Origin of the sequence: Xenorhabdus sp. KJ12.1 (assembly GCF_963876495.1) — a bacterium.
GTDB lineage: Bacteria > Pseudomonadota > Gammaproteobacteria > Enterobacterales > Enterobacteriaceae > Xenorhabdus > Xenorhabdus stockiae.
In genome coordinates, this window is record NZ_CAWNQH010000064.1 from 26936 (window position 1) to 52802 (window position 25867).

At 41.8% G+C, this 25867-nt stretch carries 27 protein-coding genes; 14 read left to right on the forward strand and 13 right to left on the reverse strand.

All coding sequences use genetic code 11. The annotated features are described in order from the left end of the window. Positions 1-158: 158 nt before the first annotated feature. The 3 genes from AACS92_RS08945 to AACS92_RS08955 all read left to right on the forward strand — a co-directional run bounded on the left by AACS92_RS08945 (position 159) and on the right by AACS92_RS08955 (position 1757). The gene (locus AACS92_RS08945) at positions 159-464 is read left to right on the forward strand and encodes a hypothetical protein (RefSeq protein WP_099110872.1); all 306 of its coding nucleotides are present in this window, start codon (positions 159-161) and stop codon (positions 462-464) included. 301 nt (positions 465-765) lie between these two features. Continuing rightward, complete coding sequence (locus tag AACS92_RS08950) at positions 766-1245, forward strand: Hcp family type VI secretion system effector (RefSeq protein ID WP_099110873.1); 480 nt, start codon at positions 766-768, stop codon at positions 1243-1245. Between the two features lie 161 nt (positions 1246-1406). Beyond that, positions 1407-1757 (forward strand): hypothetical protein, encoded by a 351-nt coding sequence (locus AACS92_RS08955; protein WP_099110874.1) that lies wholly within the window; start codon positions 1407-1409, stop codon positions 1755-1757. Positions 1758-1943: 186 nt separating this feature from the next. Here the strand turns inward: AACS92_RS08955 and mgtE are convergent, their stop codons facing one another. The 7 genes from mgtE to purM form a co-directional block, all read right to left on the reverse strand. Next, entirely contained in the window at positions 1944-3407 is a 1464-nt protein-coding gene (gene mgtE, locus AACS92_RS08960) for a magnesium transporter (RefSeq protein WP_099110875.1), read from the reverse strand. Between the two features lie 46 nt (positions 3408-3453). Beyond that, on the reverse strand, positions 3454-3618 hold the full coding sequence (locus tag AACS92_RS08965) for a YfgG family protein (protein WP_099110876.1): 165 nt from the start codon (positions 3616-3618) through the stop codon (positions 3454-3456). Between the two features lie 12 nt (positions 3619-3630). Continuing rightward, positions 3631-5163, reverse strand: coding sequence for an exopolyphosphatase (gene ppx, locus AACS92_RS08970; protein ID WP_099110877.1), 1533 nt, complete (start codon positions 5161-5163; stop codon positions 3631-3633). A 3-nt stretch (positions 5164-5166) separates the two neighbouring features. Beyond that, complete coding sequence (ppk1, locus tag AACS92_RS08975; protein WP_099110878.1) at positions 5167-7236, reverse strand: polyphosphate kinase 1; 2070 nt, start codon at positions 7234-7236, stop codon at positions 5167-5169. A 23-nt stretch (positions 7237-7259) separates the two neighbouring features. Then, positions 7260-7823: a spermidine N1-acetyltransferase gene (speG, locus tag AACS92_RS08980; RefSeq protein WP_099110879.1), complete on the reverse strand. Its 564-nt coding sequence runs from the start codon at positions 7821-7823 to the stop codon at positions 7260-7262. A gap of 200 nt (positions 7824-8023) precedes the next feature. Continuing rightward, the gene (gene purN, locus AACS92_RS08985; RefSeq protein ID WP_099110880.1) at positions 8024-8662 is read right to left on the reverse strand and encodes a phosphoribosylglycinamide formyltransferase; all 639 of its coding nucleotides are present in this window, start codon (positions 8660-8662) and stop codon (positions 8024-8026) included. Positions 8663-8700: 38 nt separating this feature from the next. Continuing rightward, positions 8701-9741 (reverse strand): phosphoribosylformylglycinamidine cyclo-ligase, encoded by a 1041-nt coding sequence (gene purM / locus AACS92_RS08990; RefSeq protein ID WP_099110917.1) that lies wholly within the window; start codon positions 9739-9741, stop codon positions 8701-8703. Positions 9742-9970: 229 nt separating this feature from the next. Between purM and upp the strand changes: the two genes are divergently transcribed. From upp to hda, 4 genes are all read left to right on the forward strand, one after another. Beyond that, complete coding sequence (gene upp, locus AACS92_RS08995; protein WP_099110881.1) at positions 9971-10597, forward strand: uracil phosphoribosyltransferase; 627 nt, start codon at positions 9971-9973, stop codon at positions 10595-10597. A gap of 66 nt (positions 10598-10663) precedes the next feature. After that, positions 10664-11977 carry a uracil permease gene (gene uraA, locus AACS92_RS09000; protein ID WP_099110882.1) on the forward strand — a complete coding sequence of 438 codons (1314 nt, stop codon included), beginning with the start codon at positions 10664-10666 and terminating at the stop codon, positions 11975-11977. Between the two features lie 212 nt (positions 11978-12189). After that, the gene (locus tag AACS92_RS09005; protein WP_099110883.1) at positions 12190-12540 is read left to right on the forward strand and encodes a hypothetical protein; all 351 of its coding nucleotides are present in this window, start codon (positions 12190-12192) and stop codon (positions 12538-12540) included. Positions 12541-12966: 426 nt separating this feature from the next. After that, a complete protein-coding gene (gene hda / locus AACS92_RS09010) occupies positions 12967-13674 on the forward strand; it encodes a DnaA inactivator Hda (RefSeq protein WP_169926588.1) in 708 nt (235 codons plus the stop codon). Between the two features lie 63 nt (positions 13675-13737). Here the strand turns inward: hda and arsC are convergent, their stop codons facing one another. Together arsC and AACS92_RS09020 are read right to left on the reverse strand one after the other, a co-directional pair. Further along, a complete protein-coding gene (gene arsC, locus AACS92_RS09015; RefSeq protein ID WP_099110885.1) occupies positions 13738-14097 on the reverse strand; it encodes an arsenate reductase (glutaredoxin) in 360 nt (119 codons plus the stop codon). A gap of 11 nt (positions 14098-14108) precedes the next feature. After that, positions 14109-15572, reverse strand: coding sequence for a beta-barrel assembly-enhancing protease (locus AACS92_RS09020; RefSeq protein WP_099110886.1), 1464 nt, complete (start codon positions 15570-15572; stop codon positions 14109-14111). A gap of 158 nt (positions 15573-15730) precedes the next feature. Here AACS92_RS09020 and AACS92_RS09025 point away from each other — a divergent pair, with 158 nt between their 5' ends. Together AACS92_RS09025 and AACS92_RS09030 are read left to right on the forward strand one after the other, a co-directional pair. After that, the gene (locus AACS92_RS09025; RefSeq protein ID WP_099110887.1) at positions 15731-16798 is read left to right on the forward strand and encodes an AI-2E family transporter; all 1068 of its coding nucleotides are present in this window, start codon (positions 15731-15733) and stop codon (positions 16796-16798) included. Between the two features lie 63 nt (positions 16799-16861). Further along, entirely contained in the window at positions 16862-17884 is a 1023-nt protein-coding gene (locus AACS92_RS09030) for an AbrB family transcriptional regulator (RefSeq protein WP_241537982.1), read from the forward strand. An 87-nt stretch (positions 17885-17971) separates the two neighbouring features. On the opposite strand, the gene bcp is transcribed toward AACS92_RS09030, so the two are convergent. Next, positions 17972-18445 (reverse strand): thioredoxin-dependent thiol peroxidase, encoded by a 474-nt coding sequence (gene bcp, locus AACS92_RS09035; RefSeq protein ID WP_099110888.1) that lies wholly within the window; start codon positions 18443-18445, stop codon positions 17972-17974. A gap of 170 nt (positions 18446-18615) precedes the next feature. Next, positions 18616-19194 carry a glycine cleavage system transcriptional repressor gene (locus tag AACS92_RS09040; RefSeq protein ID WP_099110889.1) on the reverse strand — a complete coding sequence of 193 codons (579 nt, stop codon included), beginning with the start codon at positions 19192-19194 and terminating at the stop codon, positions 18616-18618. A 247-nt stretch (positions 19195-19441) separates the two neighbouring features. Between AACS92_RS09040 and dapA the strand changes: the two genes are divergently transcribed. The 3 genes from dapA to purC all read left to right on the forward strand — a co-directional run bounded on the left by dapA (position 19442) and on the right by purC (position 22330). Then, positions 19442-20341, forward strand: coding sequence for a 4-hydroxy-tetrahydrodipicolinate synthase (dapA, locus tag AACS92_RS09045; RefSeq protein WP_099110890.1), 900 nt, complete (start codon positions 19442-19444; stop codon positions 20339-20341). 16 nt (positions 20342-20357) lie between these two features. Next, positions 20358-21404: an outer membrane protein assembly factor BamC gene (bamC, locus tag AACS92_RS09050; RefSeq protein WP_099110891.1), complete on the forward strand. Its 1047-nt coding sequence runs from the start codon at positions 20358-20360 to the stop codon at positions 21402-21404. Positions 21405-21616: 212 nt separating this feature from the next. Next, positions 21617-22330 (forward strand): phosphoribosylaminoimidazolesuccinocarboxamide synthase, encoded by a 714-nt coding sequence (gene purC, locus AACS92_RS09055; protein ID WP_099110892.1) that lies wholly within the window; start codon positions 21617-21619, stop codon positions 22328-22330. 142 nt (positions 22331-22472) lie between these two features. Here the strand turns inward: purC and AACS92_RS09060 are convergent, their stop codons facing one another. Then, on the reverse strand, positions 22473-22808 hold the full coding sequence (locus AACS92_RS09060; protein WP_099110893.1) for a hypothetical protein: 336 nt from the start codon (positions 22806-22808) through the stop codon (positions 22473-22475). A 249-nt stretch (positions 22809-23057) separates the two neighbouring features. Here AACS92_RS09060 and AACS92_RS09065 point away from each other — a divergent pair, with 249 nt between their 5' ends. Further along, positions 23058-23510 (forward strand): DUF441 domain-containing protein, encoded by a 453-nt coding sequence (locus tag AACS92_RS09065; RefSeq protein ID WP_099110919.1) that lies wholly within the window; start codon positions 23058-23060, stop codon positions 23508-23510. Next, the gene (locus AACS92_RS09070) at positions 23507-25720 is read left to right on the forward strand and encodes a tRNA(Met) cytidine acetyltransferase TmcA (protein WP_099110894.1); all 2214 of its coding nucleotides are present in this window, start codon (positions 23507-23509) and stop codon (positions 25718-25720) included. The genes AACS92_RS09065 and AACS92_RS09070 overlap by 4 nt, the downstream gene beginning before the upstream one ends. Here AACS92_RS09070 and AACS92_RS09075 read toward each other — a convergent pair. After that, positions 25635-25859, reverse strand: coding sequence for a YpfN family protein (locus AACS92_RS09075; protein WP_099110895.1), 225 nt, complete (start codon positions 25857-25859; stop codon positions 25635-25637). The two genes, AACS92_RS09070 and AACS92_RS09075, sit on opposite strands and share 86 nt — an antisense overlap. Positions 25860-25867: the final 8 nt, after the last annotated feature.

Sequence of the window (25867 nt, forward strand, 5' to 3'; positions counted from 1 at the left end):
GAGATAATGCAGAACGTTTTATGAGGAAATCGGAGCTATGGAGGGCGAGAGAGCATGTAAAACATCCATTAGCATACGTGATATCTGATAAAGTATCTTTTATCAGGAATGATTGTTAAATTTAAAAACAGTAAACATAGCATAATGAGATGGGAAATATGAAAAAATCAATAATATTAGGTATTATAATTTCACTTTTTTCTGCTTATTCATTTACATCAGAAAGAGAGATTCCACTAGATATTCAGGAATACATAGATAGTATAGAAACTTGTCAACACTTCTCGAATGAATGGGATAATTCTCTTCCTGAAGATCGTAAAAAAGAAATAGAGGAAGGTTCAGCGGAATATTGCAAAAAAGCAAAAATTTTACATAATAAACTAAAAAATAAATACAAAGATGATATTCATAAAATAAAAATACTTGATGAGTACGATATGTCTGTTCAGATAGGTCTATAAAAAATAACAATCTGTTAGATTTTATTTTGTTATCAGTTTTCATAGCACAGTTGATACTTATAAAAACGGAAGTAATACTGAGTGAATTATCAAATAATGCACATATCCTATCTTGTTTTTCGTTGGTATAATATCGCATGATCGCTGATAAAATGAGTCGCTAGAATTAGCAACAATGAAAATATAGTTTGGTTTAGGGAATCGTGATTTTAATCACATTGTCCCTGAAAAAATGTAGTACTTCAGACTATATTAGAAGCGATTGATAGTTCTTAAAACCTTAAAAAAACAGGAAGTTATCATGGCGAATATGATCTATTTAACCTTGCAAGGAAACAAACAAGGGTTGATTTCACAAGGTTGCTCTTCAGTTGAATCCATTGGCAATAAGTATCAGGCAGGTCATGAAGATGAAATTTTTGTATTAAATCTTCATCATTCCATTCACAGAGAACAAAATGTTAACCATAGTCCAATTGTATTTGTAAAGCCGCAGGATAAATCATCACCGTTATTAATGATGGCAATTTCAGATAATGAAAGTTTGAACCTGAAATTTGATTTTTATCGTACTTCACAATTAGGATCTCAGGAACTCTATTACTCAATTGAGTGTCGTGATGCGACGATTATTGAGTTATCACCGAATTATCCGCACAGTATTAACCATGCGGAAGCACAGCCGGAAGAAATTGTTTCTGTTAAATATAAAGATATCATCAGTCGTCATCATATGGCAGGAACATCCGGATATAGTGTCTGGGACGAAAGAGTCTATTGATGCTGAGTTAACTCAATCACTGCCAAAACGCCGATAAATTCAATCGGCGTTTCATTACCACGCTTAAACCTCCTATGCAGTTCTAAGCGTGACAATGAAAAAAATCAGGTGCCAGAGTAATAATATCTTCAACCGTGAGACTTTCAGGGAGAGCTTTCCTAATGCACTGGGTATGGAAAATTAGCAATAAAATGGAAAAGATAATCATATCGAGTGTGATTTTTTTCTGCCTACATGGGGTTTCATGGGCATTAAGAGATAATATGCCAAAAGATTTGCAAGAATACATGAAAAAAACTGAATATTGTGAATATCTTACAGGTGAATGGGATAGTGATTTATCTGATGAAAGAAAGCGATTACTGGAAGATGAGATTAATATATATTGTAAAAAAGCCAATGAATTATTTTATGAATTGAAGGAAAAATACAAAGACGATCCCAGGAAAATGGAAATAATTAATAAGCATAGTGAGCTAATAAGATACTATACTGAAAAGCCTATTGAGTAGTTTATTGGTTTTTATCAATTATAAAATTATGAGAAGCCAATCAAATGATTTTTCATAATCATCAAAGTATTTTTAAATGGTAAATATTAACCCGCGTTAAATGCGGGTTAAGCCAGTCGGTGTTTTTTTAAAGTAATCTCTTGCCAGAGGCCTGACTTTAATGCGCTTTTGGTAACCTGTTGCGCATTAAACCAAAAATAGGGTTGCCAGTCCTAAAAAGATAAAAAAACCACCGGTATCAGTAATCGCAGTTATCATCACACTGGAGCCAATAGCAGGATCTCTGCCTAGTCTCATCATAATAAAAGGGATCAGCACGCCCATCAGGGCAGCCATCAGCAGGTTGAGTATCATTGCCATGGTCATCACTCCGCCCATTGCTGGGTCATCATAGAGCAGATAAGTGACAAGCCCCATAATTCCCCCCCAAATAATACCGTTTATCAGGGCAACACCCAGTTCCCTTAATAAAATATAAGGAAAACTTCCTGTCCGGATTTGATGGAGTGCCAGTGCCCGTACGATCATCGTGATAGTCTGATTGCCGGTATTCCCTCCGATACCTGCCACGATAGGCATCAGCGTGGCAAGCGCAACAAGCTGGGAAATGGTATGCTCAAACAGACCGATAACCCGTGAAGCAACGAATGCAGTACATAAATTAATGGCTAGCCATGCCCAGCGGGTTTTCACTGCCTGCCCAACCGGAGCGAAAACATCTTCTTCACGGCTCAGGCCACCCATACGGCGGATATTGGTATCTGTCTCTTCGCTTAAGGTGTCGACGATATCCTCAACAGTCAGACGCCCCATAAGACGGCCATTATTATCCACAACCGCCGCGGAAATCAGGTCATAACGCTCGAACGCGCTGGCGGCATCTTCACCTTTTTGCTCCGGCAAAAAAGTCACGGTATCTATGTTCATCACTTCAGCAACTAATTTATCGGGGGCGTTGGTTAGCAGGGTAGTGAGCGGAAGTTCCCCCTGAAGCCGGTTTTTACGGTCAATAACAAAGATTTTATCTGTTGTTGCGGGAATAGACCCACGGGAACGCAGAAAACGCTGAACGGTGCTGAGCGTGACATTGCCTCGTACAGTTACAAATTCAAAGTCCATCATCTGGCCGATGCTGTCTTTGTGGTATTGTAATACTTCCCGGATACGGTTGCGCTGGCTGGGTTCCAGATAGGTCAGCAGACGGTGTGTGGTATCTCTGGGAAGGTGTTCGACAATATAAGCCTGTTCATCGACATGCAGTGTACCGATTGCTCTAAGTAGCGCCAGATCGGACATATCTTTAATTAAGTTATCCCAGACCGGGATTGAAGCTTCCACCAAAACTTCACCACGCTGGTTGTTGTCGATGAGTCGCCATAAAGCAAGGCGCTCATCATAAGGCAGTGCCTCCAGAATATCTGCGATATCTGCTGCATGCAGGCTGGTCAGTAAAGAGCGGACTTCTTCAATTTTTTCGAGTAGCAGATCATTGCTAATCTTTGCATGTGCATCAGCCTGTCCTAATAATGTATCAACGAATAGCTTATCGTTAATTAACAGAGAAAACAGATGCTGGCGAGCAAGAGCCAGCTTTTGCGAATGTTGGTTGGCAACGTTCGTATTATCGGGTTTAAAGGCTGGCTGTAACATTATATGACCTTTAGTTTTTGCCAAAATTACACTATCAGGAATGATGTTATTTTGTCTTAAGATCGCTGCTTTGTTCCATCATATTTTGCTTTTTTTGCTGATGATGTTCTAACGCTGCAATTGATGAATAGATAAAACGCCCAAATAAAATCAGAAAGCTGATAAGCAGAATTAATTTTGTAATCTGAGCGGTTTTCTTTTTCTTTTTCATAATTCGATATCGTTAAGTTGATTCCTCTTGGATATGTAGATGCCAGCCTGCCACATCACTCCAGTAAGCTTGCTCTTTTTCTAAATCCAGTTGCATGAGTGTATTTTGGGTTAAATAGTTTTTCGGAAAGGAAAGTATCCAGTGCCCATGATCCGTTTCCAGTCTCAGTGACTCAGGTGTGGTGGTGGACTGACGCTGATTATTCAGCAGTGTTGCTAATCTTAATATCTGGAGCATAGGAAGATATTGTTTTTTCTTAAACAAATAGAAACGCGGATGCTCATGAACTTTAACCGCTTTGCGGTGATAACGAACTAAGGTTGCCAGTAATGATTGCTGTTCTTGGTTGAACCCCGGTAAATCAGTATGTTGCAGAATATAGGCAGAGTGCCGTTGCAGGCCACTCAGATTAATACTTAAGCCAACTTCATGTAGCATGGCAGCCCAGAGCAGGATAGACTCCAATTGTGGATGCACCCGCTTCGGGTTTTGTGTAACCCACTGATCATACAGTGTTTTAGCTGTATCCCAGACACGACTGGCCTGTTCGCGATCGATATTATAGTGATCAGCAAGACTTTTGGCGGTTCTCTGGCGGATATCCAGATGGCGGAAACGGTCTTCCATTTCGTAAAGAACGCCTTCACGTAGTGCTCCGTCAGACAAGCATAATTCCTGAATATTCAGGGCATCAAATATACCGCACAGGATTGCCAGACCAGGAACCAGAGTCTGTTTGCGATCGTCCGATAAACCGGGCAGATCCAGCGATTTGAAATTTTTGTATTTCAATACTCTCTTGACCAGCATCTGAAGCCGCTCAGGTGTAATCAGGCCATCTTTTTCACCCAATTCAACCAATAATTCATGCACTGCCTTAATTGTACCCGACGCCCCCAGAGCAAAATCCCAGCCCTTTGTGCGGAATTGCCAGATGAGATTCTCCAGCTTTTGTTCCGCTTGAAGTTGTGCCTTACGGAAATTATGTTCATTTATCACCCCATCAGGGAAAAACTGCCGGGCAAAACTGACGCATCCCATACGACGGCTTTCAATGAGAAGAGGTTCGAAGCCTTCACCAATAACCAGTTCGGTTGAACCGCCACCAATATCAATCACCAGCTTACGACCCTTTTCGGGCTGAGTATGCTCTACGCCCATAAAAATTAAACGGGCTTCTTCATGACCGGAAATAATCTCAATGGGATAGGGGATGACTTCTTTGGCCCGTTGCAGGAATTCTTCGGCGTTACTTGCTTCCCGTAAACTGTGAGTTCCTACAAGGCAGACATTTTCTGCGGAGAAACCTTGTAATCGTTCGGCAAATAATGAAAGACTCTCAAGACCACGTTTGATGGCTTCTTCACTCAGTTCATTTTTATCGTTGAATCCATCAGCAAGGTAAACCCGTTTTTTCAGGCGACCGATAACTTGTAATGCTCCATTTACAATTCGGGCGATAACCATATGAAAGCTATTGGAGCCCAGATCGATGGTTGCAATTTCCAGCGGTTTAGGCGTTGGTGTATCGTGTTTCAACGGCATAAATTAAACTCTTGATTCAGGCTGTTCCAGATTTTTCAGATAATCGTAAATGGCAGTTTGTGCGCGAATTTTACGTTTATTTCCTCGTGGGACATACCTATTGCTCAATTCTTTATCAATATAACGAGCCTTGACCGTATCACTAAACTGTAATTCCAGAATATCGAGAACACGCTGTTTTAACAGTGGGTCAAGCAGACAAACGGCAACTTCAATACGATAATCAATGTTCCGTGTCATCCAGTCTGCGGAAGAAAGAAAAATTTTCTCATCTCCTTTATTAGTGAAAACATAAACCCGATCATGTTCAAGAAAACGATCAACAATACTGGTGACCTGAATATTTTCACTAAAGCCGGGCTGGCCGGGAACCAGAGAACACATTCCCCGGATCAGAAGCCGTACTTTGACACCCGCTTCAGAGGCATCGTATAGGCGATCTACTAATTCTCTGTCTACCAGATTATTTATTTTCAGCGTGATGCCCGCAATTTCTCCTGCTCTGGCATTTTCAATTTCCTGATCAATTAATTTATTGAGCATAGCCCGTGAGTTTTGGGGAGAAACCATCAAGTTCTCAAATGTCACCGGACGATAAGGGTTTTCAATAAAGTTAAATACCCGGCGTACTTCGTTGGTGACTTCGGGTTTGGCTGTTAGTAGGGAGTAGTCGGTATATAAGCGGGCTGTTTTTTCATTGAAATTCCCTGTGCCGATGTGGGCATAACGGATAATTTCATTCCCTTCAAGACGTGAAATGATAAACAGTTTGGCGTGAATTTTCAGGCCGGGAGCCGAGAAAATGACATGCACACCCGCTTCAGTCAGGCGTTTTGCCCAGTGAATGTTGGCTTCTTCATCAAAGCGTGCCTGTAATTCCACGACCACTGTCACTTTTTTGCCATTGTGGGCTGCATGGATCATGGATTCAACTATGCGTGAGTCTTTCGCTACCCGATAGATGTTAATTTTTATCGATAATACGCTTGGATCGAATGATGCCTGTCGCAGCAATTCCAGTACATGCTCGAAAGTGTGGTAAGGATAATAAAGCAATACATCCTGTTCACGGATAGCATCAAAACCATTGCGGAAATGGTCAAACCAGGTATGGCGCAGCCGGGGCATGGGTTTATTCAGCAGAGTCCGGTTTCCTTCATTGGGGAATTTAATGAAATCTCTGAAATTGTGATAACGGCTGCCGGCAATGACTGAGTCATCATTGGAAAGCCCCAGTTTGCTACGCAATAATTCGACCATTTCATCAGGCATATCGCGCTGATAAACAAAACGGACAGGCTCGGCTGTCAGCCTTTGTTTCAGTGTTGAAGACATTAACTCCAGCAGGCTGGACTCCATTTCCGTTGCCAAATCGTACTCAGCATCACGGGTCATTTTCATGGAATAAACACTTAGTGTGTCGTAATCAAAAAATCCCTTAAAAATTTCATCCAATGTGTAGCGCAGAATGTTATCAATCAGGATCATTGATTTGCGTCTTTTGGGCATTTCCGGCGGCAAATTAACGAAACGGGGAACTTTATCGGAAGGGATTTCCAACAAAGCATATTTGGTTTCCTGCCCGCGAATAATTTCCACCGCTAAATAGGTGTAATCATCTTTTAAAAATTCAACCAGATTAGTTTCTGGATTGATAACGATAGGCGTAATGTGTGGACGTAAATGCTGGCGAAAATACTGCCGGAGCCAGATTTGCTGATTCGGGGATATCTGCCGTTCATTGATTAGGAAAATCTGATTACGCGCCATTTCCAACAATAAATCGTTATAGAGTTCATCAAACTCCTGATCGATTTTGGCAACTTTTGACTGAATTTTTTTTAATAATTGCCGGGCACCGGTTGCAGAACCCCGCGCTTCGCTAATCAGAATGCGACGTTTGACATCGGCGAAACGGACTTTATAAAACTCATCCAGATTATTGGAGTAGATCCCTAAAAACCTCATCCTTTCAATAAGTGGATTACTTTTGTCAGCCGCTTCCTGAAGCACACGTTCATTGAAAGAGAGCCAGCTGAGTTCTTTTTCTGTATAGAGGCGGTCTTGGGACATTACTACTCCATTTGGTCCATTGGTTAACAGTGCTGCTTTTTACTCTGGGAATGCCTAATTTTGTTAGCAAAATAGTGGTGCTGGAAAGTACACATTCGGATAGCAGTATGATAAGAGCCGTTTACAAAGAACTCATCAATAAGCTCTCCTTCTGTATAAAATCCCAGTTTATTGTATATATGAATTGCTTTTTCGTTTTCTTTATCAACAATTAAATAGAGTTTATAGAGGTTTAGGACTGAAAATGCGTACTCCATCGCAAGTTTAACTGCTTCTGTTGCATAGCCTTGCCCCTGATAAGCCGGTGCAATAATGAGCTGAAATTCAGCCCGACGATGGACATAATCAATTTCCACCAATTCCACCAGACCAACTTTGGAATTCATACTCTCAATAATAAAACGGCGTTCACTTTGATCATGGATATGTTTGTCATAGAGATCGCATAATTCAACGAAAGCCTCATAAGGCTCTTCAAACCAGTAGCGCATAACACTAGCATTATTATCAAGCTGGTGGACGAAAGGGAGATCTTCCCGCTCAAGTGGGCGTAGATTTACGGGTGGATTTTCGGAACCACTGGACATTAGATACCTCAGTGCTTTTAACGTAAGGATGACTTGGTTTTGATTTTTATAAAAGAGAATATTATGAAGTAATAAAGTACAGCAAGGTGTCCGGCTAATTATTTTTACCTTAGTATGATTAAGTTTAGTTTAACTAACTAACCTTAACACAATGCTGTAGTTTTGGAACTAATAATAAATTTTGGAATTAATTATATCGATTAGTCTGAAGCATATCCTTGTTGAGAAAGTACTTTCCCATCCAAAATGGCGGTATTATTGCCCATGCTCAAACGGCCTTCCAGAAACCAGCCAATGACCAGCGGGTAAATATTATGCTCCTGAGTTTGCACGCGTCGAATAACATCCTCTTCTTGATCCTCTGTAAAAATGGGCACTTTCGCCTGTAAGATAACAGGCCCACCATCAAGTTCTTCGGTGACAAAGTGGACAGAAGTACCATGTTCCTGATCGCCGTTTTCTATCGCCTTACGGTGAGTATGTAAGCCGGGATATTTCGGTAGCAGGGAGGGATGAATATTGAGTAGTCGTCCACGGTAATGCTGCACAAAGCCAGATGACAAGATCCTCATATAACCCGCTAAAACGATTAAATCGGGCTGATATTGATCAATGGCTGTAAGCAGGGCAGAGTCATAATCTGTGCGATCAGAATATTCCTTCGGATTAAGAAAATGGGTTGGAATAGCTGATTCTTCAGCGCGTTGCAGACCATAAGCATCGGCTTTATTGCTGAACACAGCACAGATCTGGCCATTAATCCGGTTTTGCTGGCAGGCATCAATGATAGATTGCAGATTACTGCCATTACCAGAAATTAAGACCGCAATTTTTTTCATAGTCTTCATTGAATCACTTTCTATTAACTGGCTTTTTATTAACTGATCGTAACTTGCTGCCCGCTATGATCAGATTCAGTGATGTTGCCGATTTGCCATGCGTTTTCACCCGCTTTATTCAGCCATTCAATTGCCTGTGTTGCCTGAGACTGAGGTAGCGCAATTATCATGCCGACGCCGCAATTAAACGTGCGGTACATTTCATGGTCGCTGACATTGCCAGCCTGTTGCAGCCATTTAAAAATGGCAGGCCATTGCCAACTTGTGCCATCGATTTTTGCCTGCATACTTTCAGGCAGAACGCGGGGAATATTTTCCCAGAAACCACCACCTGTCAGATGGCAAATCGCATGGATTTCAAGTTGCTCGATCAGTTCAAGCAGTGGTTTAACGTAAATACGGGTTGGAGCGAGAAGATGATCAGCCAGTGTTTTACCATCCAGCTCAGTTGTCTCGGGATTGGTCTGGCTCACTTCAAGGATTTTACGGATCAGTGAATAACCATTGGAGTGTGGCCCGCTGGATGACAGTGCTATGAGTGCATCTCCAGCCTGAACTTTACTGCCGTCAATGATGTCTGATTTTTCAACCACACCGACACAAAAGCCCGCAACATCATAATCTTCACCGTGGTACATGCCCGGCATTTCAGCTGTTTCCCCGCCGACCAGAGCACAGCCTGCCTGTTTACAGCCTTCTGCGATGCCGGTTATAACGCTCGATGCGGTATCAACATCTAATTTCCCTGTTGCATAGTAATCAAGGAAGAACAGAGGTTCAGCTCCCTGAACTACCAGATCGTTGACGCACATGGCGACCAAATCAATGCCGATTGTATCGTGGCGCTTCAGATCCATGGCCAGACGCAGTTTAGTCCCCACACCATCTGTGCCAGAAACTAAAACAGGTTCACGATATTTTTGTGGCAGAGAACATAATGCACCAAAGCCACCCAATCCCCCCATTACTTCCGGGCGTCGGGTCTGTTTCACTACACTTTTGATACGATTGACTAAGGCATTACCAGCATCAATATCGACACCAGCATCTTTATAGCTAAGAGAAGTTTTGTTGGTCACTGCGTAGCTCCCAGGCAGTTGCATTTGAATGAATAAAACAGAACGGAATAATTCTAACAGCCAAGGCAAACGTTTGCGATAGCTTTATGCAGGTTTATTGCGGATAAAAAATAGGAAAAAATGACTTGTTGTTGCTAAAAATCAATATATTGATAGTTGCCTGATCCCAAAAAGGAGGTATAATCCCGCGATTTTTTTATCTGCCGGCTATATACAGTAGGAGAAACCCATGAAGATCGTTGAGGTTAAACACCCACTCGTTAAACATAAACTGGGCCTGATGCGTGATCATGATATAAGCACTAAGCGCTTTCGTGAACTGGCTTCAGAGGTGGGAAGTCTTCTGACATATGAAGCAACTGCTGATTTAGAAACTGAGAAAGTGACCATCGAGGGATGGTGTGGTCCGGTAGAAATAGACCAGATTAAAGGGAAGAAAATTACTGTAGTACCTATCCTGCGTGCAGGGCTGGGAATGATGGATGGTGTTCTGGAAAATATTCCGAGTGCCCGCATCAGTGTTGTTGGTGTTTATCGTGATGAAAAAACCTTTGAACCTGTACCTTATTTTCAGAAACTGGTTTCTGATATCAATGAGCGTATGGCATTGATTGTTGATCCGATGCTGGCAACAGGTGGCTCTATGATTGCCACAATTGATTTGCTGAAAAAAGCAGGATGTCCTGTTATTAAGGTTTTGGTTCTTGTTGCTGCTCCAGAAGGAGTTGCCGCTTTGGAAAAAGCACATCCTGATGTTGAACTATATACTGCATCAATTGATGAGTGCCTTAATGAGCATGGATATATTGTTCCTGGCCTGGGGGATGCAGGCGATAAGATATTTGGTACAAAATAATATTTTTAGCCGGCTGAAAAGTCGGCTTTTTTTTGGTTCCTAGTAAAACATAAGAGGACATAAATAGTGACCCGTCGGACTATTGGGGTAGATGAAAGACCACCGTTAAGACAGACCATTCCGTTAAGTTTGCAACATTTATTTGCGATGTTTGGGGCGACAGTTCTGGTTCCCATTCTGTTTAAAATTAATCCCGCCACAATTTTATTATTTAATGGTATTGGAACACTGTTTTATCTGTTTATTTGTAAAGGAAGGATCCCGGCTTATTTAGGTTCCAGTTTTGCCTTTATATCTCCTGTATTATTGTTGTTGCCTTTAGGGTATGAACTGGCATTGGGCGGATTTATTGTCTGTGGGTTGCTGTTCTGTCTGGTTTCCCTGATTGTTAAAATCGCGGGAAGAGGCTGGCTTAATGTGATGTTTCCTCCTGCAGCAATGGGAGCTATTGTTGCAGTGATTGGTCTGGAACTGGCAGGGGTTGCTGCTGATATGGCCGGGCTACGTCCTGCTGCGGGAACAGATGTTAATACGACGAATCTGATCATCTCAATGGTTACACTGGCTGTGACAATATTGGGTTCAGTTATGTTCCGCGGCTTTATGGCGATCATTCCAATCCTGATCGGGGTGCTGGTGGGTTATGCGTTATCCTTTTTTATGGGGGTCGTAGATTTTACACCAGTGCGTGAAGCGCCATGGTTTGCATTGCCGACTTTTTACACTCCGCGTTTTGAGTGGTTTGCTATTATGACGATTTTGCCTGCGGCACTGGTTGTCATTGCGGAGCATGTTGGTCATTTGGTCGTAACAGCCAATATAGTGCAAAAAGATTTGCTGAAAAATCCGGGATTGCATCGTTCGATGTTTGCCAACGGTTTTTCAACGATTATTTCAGGGTTCTTTGGCTCAACACCTAATACCACTTATGGCGAAAACATTGGTGTAATGGCTCTGACTCGCGTATACAGCACATGGGTCATTGGCGGAGCAGCAATTCTGGCGATTTTACTTTCTTGTGTCGGTAAACTGGCGGCGGCGATCCAGATAATTCCGGTTCCGGTGATGGGAGGCGTATCTTTATTACTGTATGGTGTGATCGGTGCATCTGGTATACGGGTATTGATTGATTCCAAAGTAGATTACAGCAAAGCTCAGAACCTGATCCTGACTTCTGTCATTCTGATTATCGGCGTAAGTGGTGCGAAAATCCAAATTGGTGCAGCAGAGCTGAAAGGTATGGCGCTGGCAACGGTAGTAGGTATTGGTATGAGCCTGATTTTCAAATTGATTAGTATCATTCGCCCGGATGAACCGTATATTAGTTCTTCTGTGGAATCACTCAGCGATGATAAAAAAGCGAGTGAAATCATAAAATAATTTGTATTGGTTTTTCTTTAAGAGAAAGGGTTTTTTAACGAACTCTTTCTCTTATTTTTTTATTAGAAAAATATTGACTAATTTTTCTTGATATCCCTATAGTTGCCTAATTTCACCTCATTCCTACTTACCGATTTTCTATCTTTTTGCCATAATTTTTTACTATACTTGTAAGTATAAACACTCAAAGATGAAAAATATTGAGGGATAAAATGGAAAGCATAAATAATATTACTCTATATATAGATAAATCATTGGAAAAAGAATTTTATACAGAGCTTAAAAAATTTAATATAGAAGTTAATTCAATAAGCTCGGATTTGAAAACACTCAATATAGCTAAGCGAACGCTCACGTTTATTAAAGATAATTTAAGGTATCTTGATGGTTTAAGAAAATCATTAATTGCTCTTTTAGGTGGTGAGCGTAATCTAAAAATATCTATCACTAAAAATGATGGTAGTTCTATATCTATTGAGGGTGATTTAGATAAAGGAGAAATTATTGAGGTCTTGAAAGAAGCGAGTGCTCTGATCATTTCTCAATCTGATAAAGAAAGATAATTATTATTAATTAACAGATAATTCTCAGTTTGTTATCTGATATTTTTAAGTTTTGCTATTTTCTATATTGATTGTTATTTGTAATGCGCATGGAGTTCAGTATAGATCATATTATTCATTTCAGATATTTCATAATCAATGGTGATTTTAAACACAGTTTCGACAAAGAGTATTTTGGGGTGTTCAGTATAAATAATGTTCTGAAACAAAAGGAAGGAATAATATTGGATATATGTCAATGATAATTTTTATTAAAAATAAATTTTTACTATTTCTTTGCTTTATTTTTCTTTTTTTCATGAAAAAGCGAGTGTCAATGACAGCTACCATCTTGAACTAAGTATTCATTTCATTTGTTATCGTTTTTTGTGGTAAACTTGGTTTCTATGGTAAACTTAATGCTGTTCGTTATCCATTCTGTTTGAGGTGCTTCTGAATACACCGGCGCAGCTTTCATTGCCCTTATATTTGCCAGATGATGAAACATTCGCCAGTTTTTTTGCAGGTGAGAATTCTTCTTTATTAGCCGCAATAAAATTGGCTATTAGTCAGTCACATGGCAGTTATATCTATTTTTGGTCCCGCGATGGCGGGGGCAAGAGTCATTTGCTCCATGCAGCCTGTGCCGAACTATCCCAGCAAGGAGAGGCTGTCGGATACGTGCCACTCGATAAACGTGCATATTTTGTTCCGGAAGTTCTTGATGGTATGGAACATTTATCATTGGTGTGTATTGACAATGTTGAATGTATCGCAGGTGATCAGGTATGGGAAATGGCTATTTTTAATCTTTATAACCGGATTGTAGAGATTGGCAAAACCTGTCTGTTGATCACCGGAGATCGTCCACCCCGGCAAATTAATTTAACATTGCCAGATTTGGCATCCAGGCTTGATTGGGGGCAGATCTATAAATTGCAGCCTTTGTCTGATGATGAAAAAATTCAGGCATTACAATTACGAGCTAAGTTGCGGGGATTTGAATTACCTGAAGATGTGGGGCGTTTTGTGTTAAAGCGTCTTGACAGAGAAATGCAAACGCTGTTCAGAACGTTGGATGAGCTTGACCGCGCTTCTATTGTGGCACAACGTAAACTGACTATCCCATTCGTAAAAGATATTCTTGATCTTTAATACACCAGATCAGAAAAAAGTGATAGAGGTACAAAGTAGACTTCCCTATCACTTTTTTAATGATTAATTGCCCAAAATCTCTTTAACCTGCTCTGGTGGTCGCCCTAAACGTGCTTTATCTCCTGCAACAACAATCGGGCGCTCTATGAGCTTAGGATTATCAGCCATTGCCTGAAGTAAGGCTTCTTGTGTGAGTTCACTATTATCAAGCTCTAGCTCTTTATACAATTCTTCTTTTGTTCGCATTAATTGGCGGGCATCACTGAACCCCAGTTGTTTCAGTAAAATAGCCAGCTGTTCTGCCGTTGGGGGAGTATCGAGATAATGAATAACTTCTGGTGTAATACCGAGTTCCTGAACTAACTTAAGCGTTTCCCGGCTTTTTGAACAGCGGGGGTTATGATAAAAAATAACATGTTGCATATAAAAGAACCTCATTTCTTATATTGGCTATAGCGCTGTTGCAGCTTGCGTAACTGGTCGATACGAGCATCGTAACGGGCCTGATCATAGCTGTTCAGTTTTGCTAATGCACTGGCCTGACTGAGATAACTGATTGCCATATCAAATTTACCCTGTAATGCCATTGTTTCGGCGTAAGCTGACAGTTCTTCACTGCGTTTCCCCTGTTTGCTTGCTGCTTCGGCCATTAGTGACCAACCAGCTAAATTATCCGGATGACTGAAGGTGTATTGGAATAGCAGCTGTGATGCTTTCGGATACTGTTTGGCTTCGATATAGACGTTAGCAAGATTGATTTGCAGCACAGGGTTATTTTTGTGTTTCTGTAAGGCTTGCTGTAAGCGGGTAATCGCCTGCTCATATCGTGTTTGTTCAATATCGATATCCGTCATTGCATCAATAAACCAGATATTATCTGGCTGGTTATTCAATAACGGGGTGAGCACTTTTCTGGCTTCGACATATTTTTTCTGTTTAGTCAGTAGAAGAGCCCGCCCATAAGAGGCCGCAATTTGTTCTTTTGGCGTTCCACGACTGTATTTAGTGAGCAGATCTTCAATATAGGCTGAGCTTAGTGTGGATTCTAGAGTCAGAATTCGTACCCGGGCCAGTAGATATTCCTGTGATTCCGGAATAGATTTTTTCGGGTATTGATTGGCTCTGTTACGGGCATCGGCTAAGCGGCTATCAGGCAGTGGATGGGTATATAGAATTTCTGGAATTTCTGAGTTGTGTAAAGTTCGCTCACTCAAAATTTGCATAAAATTAGGCATTCCATAAGGATCATACCCAGCCCGACTTAATATCCGCATACCGATACGGTCTGCCTCTTGCTCATTTTCACGAGTAAAGCTGATCATACCCTGTGAAAAACCAGCCAGCGTACCACTCAGGGCTGCCATTCCTGCCTGAGGGTTAGCCATTAGTAGTAAGATAGATCCGAGTGTGCCGGCCCATGCCAGTGGCGCTTTTCGCTGTGTGTCTTCCATCATACGAGCCAAATGGCGCTGTGTTACATGAGATATTTCATGGGCCATAACTGAAGCCAGTTCGCTTTCATTTCGGCTATAACGAAACAGAGCAGAGTGGAGTACAACGTTGCCACCAAAAAAGGCATACGCATTAATGTTAGGGTTATTGACGATATAAAAGTGAAAAGGTGTTTTCACTGCATCAGCATGGTTGACGAGCCTCTGGCCTAATTTATTGATGTATTGTGTTAATAGAGGGTCATAAATCAAGGGAGTTCCAGCACGTATTTCACGGATATAGAAATCACCCATCTCTATTTCCTGATTGGTACTGAGTGTGGATGCAGCGGTTGTACCAATATCTGGTAATGTCTCGTCAGTAGGTACCGAGTATGCAGGGCTATTGCCAAATAGTGTCAGACTGACCAGTATCGCTATCAGGGATTTAGTAGATGTTTTTTTCATAGAGCGATTCTCATAAAACGATTTTTATAAAATGCTGTGCCCAGTTAGCTATCAATTTCAGGATACGTGTATGATAGCTAAGGTTAACTTAAAATCGATCAGCCGTAAGCACTTTTAGTAAAATAGTCATTAAGTATTGTTATTAAGGAGTTTGGTTTATGTTGGATATGATCATGCAATGGTATCGCCGCCGTTTTGCTGATCCGCAAGTTGCTGCACTATCATTCATTTTGCTGGCTGGCTTTGGCATAATTTATTTTTTCAATGGTATCTTAGCTCCTGTTCTTGCTGCAATTGTGTTGGCTTATTTATTGGAATGGCCGACGGTGAAATTAGAAAAGCTGGGTTGTAGTCGTACTCTTTCAGTGACAATTGTATTAGCCATTTTTATGGGGATCAGTGCATTGATTATCCTGATTGTTGCCCCAACAGTCTGGCAACAGGGGCTTAATCTGTTTTCCGATTTGCCGAATATGCTTAATCGCTTTAAGGAATACGCCCGGACTTTTCCCTCTCGTTACCCTGTTTTAGTTGATGTCGGTATCATTGATATGTTTGCCGAAAATCTGCGTAATAAATTTTCTTTAGCGGGAGAATCTGTATTTAAATTTTCAGTAGCTTCTTTGATTGGACTGATGACGCTCTCTATTTACCTGATTATTGTTCCTTTAATGGTATTTTTCCTGTTGAAAGATAAAAATAAAATGGTAGCGGCATTCCAGCGTATATTACCGCGTAATCACGGTTTAGCCGGGCAATTATGGCATGAGATGAATCAGCAGATTACGAATTATATTCGGGGAAAAGTTGTGGAGATGGTTATTTTAACCATTTGTACTTATGCTGTATTTGCTTTCTTTGAGTTGCATTATTCCATGTTACTTGCTGTTCTGGTTGGTTTATCTGTTTTGATTCCCTATGTCGGCACGGTAATAGTGACTATTCCTGTCATTGTGGTAGCTCTATTTCAGTGGGGATTGGGCACAGATTTTTGGACACTATTTATTGCTTATCTGGTTGTTCAAGGGTTAGACGGTAATCTGCTTGTTCCTATTTTATTTTCAGAGGCAGTTAATCTTCATCCGCTTATTATCATTATTTCCGTCATTATTTTTGGCGGATTGTGGGGTTTTTGGGGCGTTTTTTTCGCGATTCCATTGGCGACGTTGATTAAAGCTGTTATTAATGTCTGGCCGGAAGATAAATCAGAAGAGTTATCTTCGTAATTTGAAATTGTTGCAGTAATTTCGATAAAAATTCAAATAAACAGACTGAACTAAGGAGTGGCGGTGAAATCACTGTTAAGTGTTATACCTTGCATGCTTTTAGGATGGGTTTTGTCACTGCTGGGGCTACCTCTGGCATATATGTTTGGGGCAATGGCGGCTGTTATTATTGCATCCCGGCTGAAAATATCACTTACAGCACCAAAACATAGCCTGACTGTGGTTCAAATTGTATTAGGAAGCTCTATCGGGTTGATGGTCAAAGGATTACCGATGGAAGAAGGGCGGGATATCCTGATGTTGCTCCCCGCATTATTAATCTGCTTGATCCTGCAATTTAATGTCGGCTATTTTTGGTTTCACCGGAAAATGGGATGGACACGCACAGAGTCAGTATTGGGTGCTGTTCCCGGTGCACTAGCCGCGATCCTAGTACTGACTGAACATTCCAAAACACCACCACAAAAAATTGTTATTTCCCATGCTATTCGTTTGGTCGTCTTGATTATTATTGCCGGGATTATTACCGGATTAAATCCTCCTCCAGTGATTAAAGCAGCACCTTTTTCTTATACACCCGGCATTATTGGCTGGTTGATCCTGATTGCCACCGGAGGTTATATCCTCGGCGTTCTGTTGGAGCGTTTACATATTCCGGCACCCTATATGCTGACTTCATTGGTTGTTGCTATTGTTGTTCACTATCTGTCTGATGTAACACTGAAGCTGCCTGAATTGCTCAGTTTATTATCAATGGGGTTAATGGGCATGAGGATCGGTTCGTATTTTAGTGCGTTTCCGTTTTCAGCATTGATTAGTAATATTTGGTCTTCCATACAATCTGTGTTTATCGCACTGACCATCACAGTTTTAGTTGCAGCAGTGACGGCACAAGTGATGGATTACCCAATGCACTTGCTGATCCTTTCGTGGGCTCCCGGCAGTATGGAAGCAATGTTATTTGCTGCTATGGCGATGAAGGTTAATGTAGGTATTGTGATGGCAAGCCACATTATACGTATGTCGTTACTTCATATAGTTTCTGCGATTGCACTGATCGTGCAGGGAAGGCATAAAAACAGCTAATTCATTCTATAGGAGTCTGTGGCATCCTCCGTCAGGCAGACGGAGGACTGTGTTACTTGACTTGCTATCAGCTACATTCAGTAGATTTCAGGATGAATGCTGTTGCAGATAATTCAGAACAACTTGATGATGATCGCTTGTTTTGAATTTATCAAAAACGTGTTCAACATTACCCGCAGGATCAATCAGAAAACTGATGCGATGAATGCCATCATAGACTTTGCCCATAAACTGTTTTCTACCCCAAACACCAAACTGTTCGGCAACTTGATGATTAACATCGGAAAGCAGAGTAAAATTCAGCATTTCTTTCTCAACAAATCGGGATAATTTCTCGGGAGCATCTGTACTGATGCCTAACACGGCAACATTAATTTTTTCCAGTTCATCCATCGTATCGCGCAAACCACATGCCTGAACAGTACAGCCTGGGGTCATTGCTTTGGGGTAGAAATAAACTAAAACACGCTGACCTTTGAAGTCAGATAAGTTAATGTTTTCACCATCTTGATCAGGTAGGCTGAATTGTGGTGCCTTATCTCCGGCTTTCAATGGACTCATCACGTATTCTCCGTTTAGTCGTTTTTATCTAACTGGTTTTATACACTAATATTCTTATATGTTCACTACATGTATATTTTTAATCTTTCGGGTTGCAACTTCTTTGCTTGTGTTAGGATTCTATAGACGATAAACCAAAGACAGGATACAAACCTCTACAGGTGCTACCATTATTTGTTTTTTATCCAGTTTACTGAATCGTCGCCTAACACTTCCTGTACACTGATACTGCCTTGAGCATTTAACTCTGCACATAGATGCTGGAAGGTTTCTTTAAATACAACACCTTTATCATCTAATGGATTATGGCCTGTGATTTGTATTTGCAGCCGTGCAGGCATATTTTCAGTCGTGGGATGCGTTTTTGAAACCAATTCAGCAATATTGAAATTCTGGGTTGTGAACAGATTGGTAAAACGCTCGACAATGCCGGGAGAATCATCCACATCTACCCGAACTGAAATAGTAGAAGGAAATTTTTTTGCCGCGCCACTGCGGGTGCGCTTCATTACAACAAGTAATTCGAGTTCAGCGGCTCTTTGTGGCAGGGTCGATTCAATCAGAGTAATCGCGTTCCAGCTACCGGACAGCAGCATAATAAAGGTAAATTCTTCGCCAAACATTGCCAGACGGCTGTCCTCAATATTGCCGCCGCATGTATTAACAAGGCGGGTGATGGTGTTGACGATTCCGGGGCGATCTACACCAAGAGCTGTGAGCACTAAAAAATGTTGTTTTGATTTCGGCAAAGCGATTTTCCTTATCTATGGTCGATGGCTGCGGGTACATGTCGCTACTAAACATAAAAAATGATCAAGAGAAGGTCAATGGCATTTATAAGAGATGGAGCACGATTATAATCTCTGTTTAATTGTCTACACTTGATATTAACAAAAATCATCGAAATCATAGGGTCAAAGAGTTTCCTTCCTTATGACAAGAAAGTACCATGATTTTCTTATTTGTAGTGTAAGACTCATTTTAGAGGAAATGGTAATGGAGAGTGGTCACTTCGATTTTACAGGCAGTATGGTTGCGATAATCACACCGATGGATTCAACTGGCCGAGTTGATAAGAGCAGTTTGAAAAAATTGATTGATTACCATGTTGCCAGTGGTACGGCATCAATTGTTTCTGTCGGAACAACCGGGGAATGTGCCACGCTTAACCATGATGAACATGTCGATGTTGTACTGACAACACTCGAATTAGCTGATGGTCGTATTCCTGTTATTGCCGGAACAGGTGCGAATGCTACTGCGGAAGCAATATCGCTGACCCGATGCTTTGAAAATACAGGTGTTGTTGGTTGCCTGTCTGTGACACCTTATTATAATAAGCCTTCGCAGGAAGGTTTGTATCAGCACTATAAAGCAATAGCTGAGAATACCGACTTACCACAAATTCTGTATAATGTACCATCGCGTACCGGATGTGATTTGCTGCCACCGACTGTTGCACGTTTGGCGAAACTGAAAAATATTGTCGCAATCAAGGAAGCAACGGGGAACTTAAGTCGTGTCAGCCAGATCCAAGAACTGGTTAATGATGAAAGTTTTATTCTGTTAAGTGGTGATGATGCAAGTTTTCTCGACTTTATGTATCTTGGCGGAAAAGGAACGATTTCTGTAACAGCGAATGTAGCGGCAGCAGAAATGGCACAAATTTGTCAGTTGGCTTCTCGTGGTGAATTTGCGAAAGCGCGTAGCCTGAACAGTAGCCTGCAGGAATTGCATCATAAACTATTTGTTGAACCTAGCCCGGCACCAGCTAAATGGGCATGTCATAAACTGGGACTGATTGCCAGCGATACATTGCGTCTGCCAATGGTTCCGCTGACGCAAGAAGGGCAAATTTCAGTTGAGAACGCCTTGAAAATGGCTGAATTACTGTAAAATTTAGGGAATTTTAATGGCAACATTATTGCAAAAATCGAAGGTCATGAAGGTTGCTGGCCTGTCATTGGTCGTCTTGCTGGCAGCCTGTTCCAGCGATCAGAGCTATAAACATCAAGTGAGTGGTGATGAATCTTATCTTGATACCCCCCCTCTGAAGTTATTGAATATTCCTGCTGGGATGAACTTACCTCTGCAAAATGGTGAATATGATATTCCACCTGTGGTTCCACAAGGGAATGTCGGAAAATCGGTTGATATACGTCCACCGTTGCAGACCGTGGCGCTATTAGCGGGTTCCCGTGTTGAAAGTAGCGCACAAAGCAGTAAGCTGTTGCTTGAAAATACCCCTGAGTACAGCAAATTGTGGTCACAAGTAAATAGTTTTCTGGCGGTAAAAGGCTATCCGATTAGCCAGAAAGATGACGCAGCCCAGACATTGACAACTGACTGGATTTTGTGGCCTCGATCAGATGAAAATGTTCCTTATAAGGTTCGTTACCACATTTCTGTGGTTCAGCAGGGCTACCAAATTGTTTTAACAGTTTCAGGTGCAGGTCTGGAACAGGGTGATAAAGCGGTTAACACCCCGTCGGAAATCCAGCGTTACAACACCTTGATGCTAAATGCGCTGACTGGTTATCTGAACGACCAAAAAGAAGCTTCAGCGCAGCATAATACGCAGAATGATGGTGCTTTATCGGTACAAAGTGGCGGTGATAATACAGGTTTGCCACAAATTATCGTCCGTGCACCATATAACGTGATCTGGAACAGGCTGCCTTACGCGTTGGAAAGCATAGGTATGCAGGTGAATGATCGTACCCGTTCGACTGGTGCGATAGAGGTTACTTATAAAGGTTTATCTTCTTCCGGCTGGAAAGCATTAGGTGTGGAAGCACCAACTATTAGCGAAGGCAACTATAAGTTACAGGTAGGCGATTTGGATAACCGGAGCAGCCTGCAATTTATCAGCGAAAAAGGTAAACCGCTGACTCAGTCTGAAAATGATCAAATGGTAGAGGTGCTACAAGCAGCATTTAGCAAAGCTACAAATAAATAATATATAAAGGGGCTTCGGCCCCTTTATACACTTTGTCTTTCAAGTTGCCTCTTTGTTGGCTGCGTTTGTTCACCCCGGTCACATAGTTATCTATGCTCTCGGGGGTTCACTCTCTTGCCGCCGCGACGCATCTTGAAATCCATTGTGTATATAGTTAAGTAAATTTTTTGTTTAATAGTCCGTTTAAAGATGTCATATCTCTGGAGTGTAATATGCAGAAAAAAGCTGAGTTGTATCGTGGAAAAGCAAAAACAGTGTATGCCACTGATAATCCTGACTTGCTTGTGCTGGAATTCCGTAATGATACATCAGCATTGGATGGTGAACGCATTGAACAGTTTGATCGTAAGGGAATGGTAAACAATAAATTTAACCACTTCATTATGAGTAAGCTGGAAGAGGCGGGTATTCCAACCCAACTGGAACAGTTGCTGTCAGATAATGAATCTCTGGTTAAGAAGCTTGATATGGTGCCGGTTGAATGTGTTATCCGCAATCGCGCGGCTGGTTCGCTGGTGAAGCGTCTTGGCGTGGAAGAAGGAATGGTGCTGAATCCTCCTTTGTTTGATCTGTTTCTGAAAGATGATGCTAAGCATGATCCGATGGTGAATGAATCTTATTGCGAAACGTTCGGATGGGTCAGCAAAGAGCATTTAGCTGAGATGAAGCGCTTGAGCTATAAAGCTAATGAAGTCTTGGGTAAGTTATTTGATGATGCCGGTTTAATTTTGGTGGACTTTAAGCTGGAATTCGGCCTGTTTAAAGGGAAAGTTGTGCTAGGTGACGAATTTTCACCAGATGGCAGCCGGCTGTGGGACAAGCAGACAATGGATAAAATGGATAAAGATCGTTTTCGCCAGAGTCTTGGTGGCTTAATTGAAGCGTACGAAGAGGTAGCTCAGCGGATTGGTGTTATTTTGGATTAATGACGCAAACGATTACCTTGCTTGAATGATGGCTGATTTTGTATCAAACATGCGGGTATAAAAAACAAAGGTGCTCTGTACACTAGAGCACCTTTGATTTCATAAAAAGATAATTTTAGGGCGGATACCCAGCTATGGTAAGTTACAGCCAGTAATTTGTTTTTTGCTTCCAGCCTTTTTGCTGCATACAAAAACTATAGACCTGATTTCTGGAACTTTCGTTAACGTCAATGATATAACTTTCAGTCATAGGAACGCTTTGCATATATGTGCAATCTTTACCACAGGAATTTCTGACGGTTTTGAGGTGAGAAGTCTGGGCTACTTCATTTTTCACCGGGAATTGCTGTAGAGCGTTTGATTGACACTCCAAATCTGCTTCATGAAAAGGTGTTGGATTGCTCCTTGCTGGTATCCATTGAGTAGTACAACCTGTTAATAACATACTGATTGTGATTAAAAGTGCTGATTTTTTCATATTTCCTGTATGAACGCTTCCTGTTGCCGAGGAAGTGCCTCGTGACCTTTCCGCATTCACCTTATAAAAGCATCAATATCTGTCAGAAAGATAATTTGAAAGATTAATTACGTATTCGCAACTATTTTTTATAAAATATAGTGATTCATTGACTATATTTCCACTGATATTAATATTTCTACTTACATGTCTAATAATTAAGTTATCATTCTGCTCTATATCAGGATGTATATATGGAACAGAAAAATGATGAGTCACATTGATCCTACCTTACTCATTTTGTTAGTACTGGCAGGGCTCGGTATTATCAGTCATAACATGACTGTAACATTGGCAATGTTGTTTTTGCTTGTTGTCCGAATAACTCCCTTGAATCAATTTTTTCCCTGGGTCGAAAAATATGGTTTAACACTGGGGATCTTAATACTCACCATCGGTGTTATGGCTCCTATCGCAAGTGGCAAAATATCTGCACAGGATATATTCAGTTCATTCCTAAACTGGAAATCATTGCTTGCTATTGCTGTCGGCGTTCTTGTGTCATGGCTGGGAAGCAGGGGAGTATCCCTGATGTCAAATCAGCCATCGACCGTAGCCGGGTTATTGGTCGGCACGGTGCTCGGTGTTGCTTTATTTAAAGGTGTTCCGGTTGGCCCATTAATTGCGGCAGGCATATTATCCATTGTGATTGGAAAATCATGACAGGAATGAATTTTGAATGGAAAACGTTGCAGGAGCAGATGCAACGACAAGGACAGCGTCGTTTACTGGTGCTCAGCGGAGAAACTCAGTGGAGTGAACAGATTGTTGCCTCTCTGAAAAACCAGCTACAGGGGGACTGGATAACAGTAGCATCTGGTACTTCCGGTTCTGTTGAGCCAATAAAAGCAATCGGTTTACTGGGGCGTGAATTTTTGCACGGGGTCTTTGATGCCACCCGTGGCTTTAATGCCGAAGCATTAGCAATACTGGCAGGGACTCTAAAAGCAGGAAGCTGGTTGGTGATGCGTGTTCCTGCCTGGTCACAATGGGTTGATTTACCGGATGAAGACAGTTCTCGCTGGAATGAATCTGCCGGTGTGATCCCAACCCGCTATTTTATTCAGCATATCCAACAACAGCTCCTTAATTCTTCTGATTGTTTATTATGGCGTCAAGACAAGCCTTTTCAGGCATCGCTATTGCCTCAGACATTGTCGTGGAAGAAACCGGATGGGAATCCGACAGCAGGCCAGCAACTCATTCTTGAGCAAATGTTACAGGTTTCACAAGGGGTTTGGGTAGTTACTGCGCCACGCGGGCGAGGCAAGTCTGCACTGGCAGGAATGCTGGCTCGTCAGTGGCAGGGAAGCTGCTGGTTATGTGCTCCGGCAAAAATAACAACTGAAGTCATTCGGCACTATGCTGAATCTTTCAATAATAGTTTTGAAGGTGGTCTTCAGAATAGCGATACAGTTTCTGGCTCGCAGCAAATACCATTCTGGTCAGTTGATAATTTACTGAAATTTATCCGGGAGAATGCGTGTCGGGAACAGAGAAATACAGACACACAACAGAGCAATGCTGACTGGCTTTTGATTGATGAAGCGGCAGCAATTCCGACACCACAGTTATCTGAGTTGATTCGATATTTTCCGCGTGTACTAATGACCACAACGGTACAGGGTTACGAAGGTACCGGACGGGGATTTTTATTGAAATTCTGTGCTGCTTTGCCTGATTGTCAGATTAGGGAGTTGAAAACGCCAATGCGCTGGTCTGAAAATGATCCGCTGGAAAAGTGGCTGGATAACGCTCTACTATTTGATGACAGCAATTTGTTTTCATCGTCATTACCTGACCCTAATATTGAAAATAGTTTGTTTTTTCAGTCTATTAATCAGGCTGTGTGGTTACAACAACCTCAACTATTGCGGCAGTTTTACGGATTACTGGCAAGCGCCCATTATCGTACATCTCCCCTCGATTTACGCCGGTTACTGGATGGCAATGGAATGACATTCCTTGCTGCCATGTCTAGTTCCGATCATGCTAATCCACGATTGGTTGGTGCTCTATGGATGGTGAATGAAGGCGGGTTATCTCCGGTACTGGCACATGAAATATGGGCTGGTCGTCGTCGCCCGAGAGGTAATCTGGTAGCCCAGTCTCTGGCTGCTCATGCAGGATTTCCGCAGGCAGCAGTGATGCGTTCACAGAGAGTCAGCCGCATTGCTGTTCAGGCACAATACCGACGTATGGGGATTGCACAACGTCTGATTACTCAGCAGTGTCAGGTCGCCCGAATCCAAAAGCTGGACTTCATTTCCGTTAGTTTTGGTTATACCGCTGAACTCTGGTCACTTTGGCAAAAATGTGGTTTTCAGTTAGTGAGGATGGGAACACACCTTGAAGCGAGTAGTGGTTGTTATGCTGCCATGGCGATCCTGCCCTTGAGTGAACAGGGGGAATGGTTGGCCCGAGCTGCACAGCAGCAGTTATCCCGTGATGCAAGTTGGCTAAAGTCGTTGATTGGGTTTGCGCTGCCTGTTGAGCATAATGATGATAATCAGCTTAATGAAAGTGATTGGCGGGAGTTGGCTGGTTTTGCATTTGCTCATCGTTCCTTGTCGTCTTCTTACTTTGCGTTGCAACGTTTGTTGTTGGTAAGTGATCTGGCTTTACCGGCATTGAGAAAATATTTGCAACAGAAAATTGAGATTGAGCAATGTGCGCATGAGTTATCACTGAATGGGCGTAAGGCATTATTGAAATGCTGGCGGGAAGAAACGGCCCATGCTCTGGCAAATATTGATGAAATACTTGCCAGACAATGGAACGATTGGGTTATTTCTTCTGATCATCCTTTTGATGATCACTCTTTTTACCATTCGCCTGAGGCCAGTCGTCCTCATCATCCCATGAAGCATTAAGATCCCGATGAGGAGGAAGTTCCGGTTTGTTATCCAAAAACTTTTTGGGGTTGAGGCGGCTAAGTTCTTTTATCGCGTTAATAATAACCCCAGCGAGTAACAGCAGGACTATCCACCAATAATTTGTTAACCAGTGCATGAGTATCC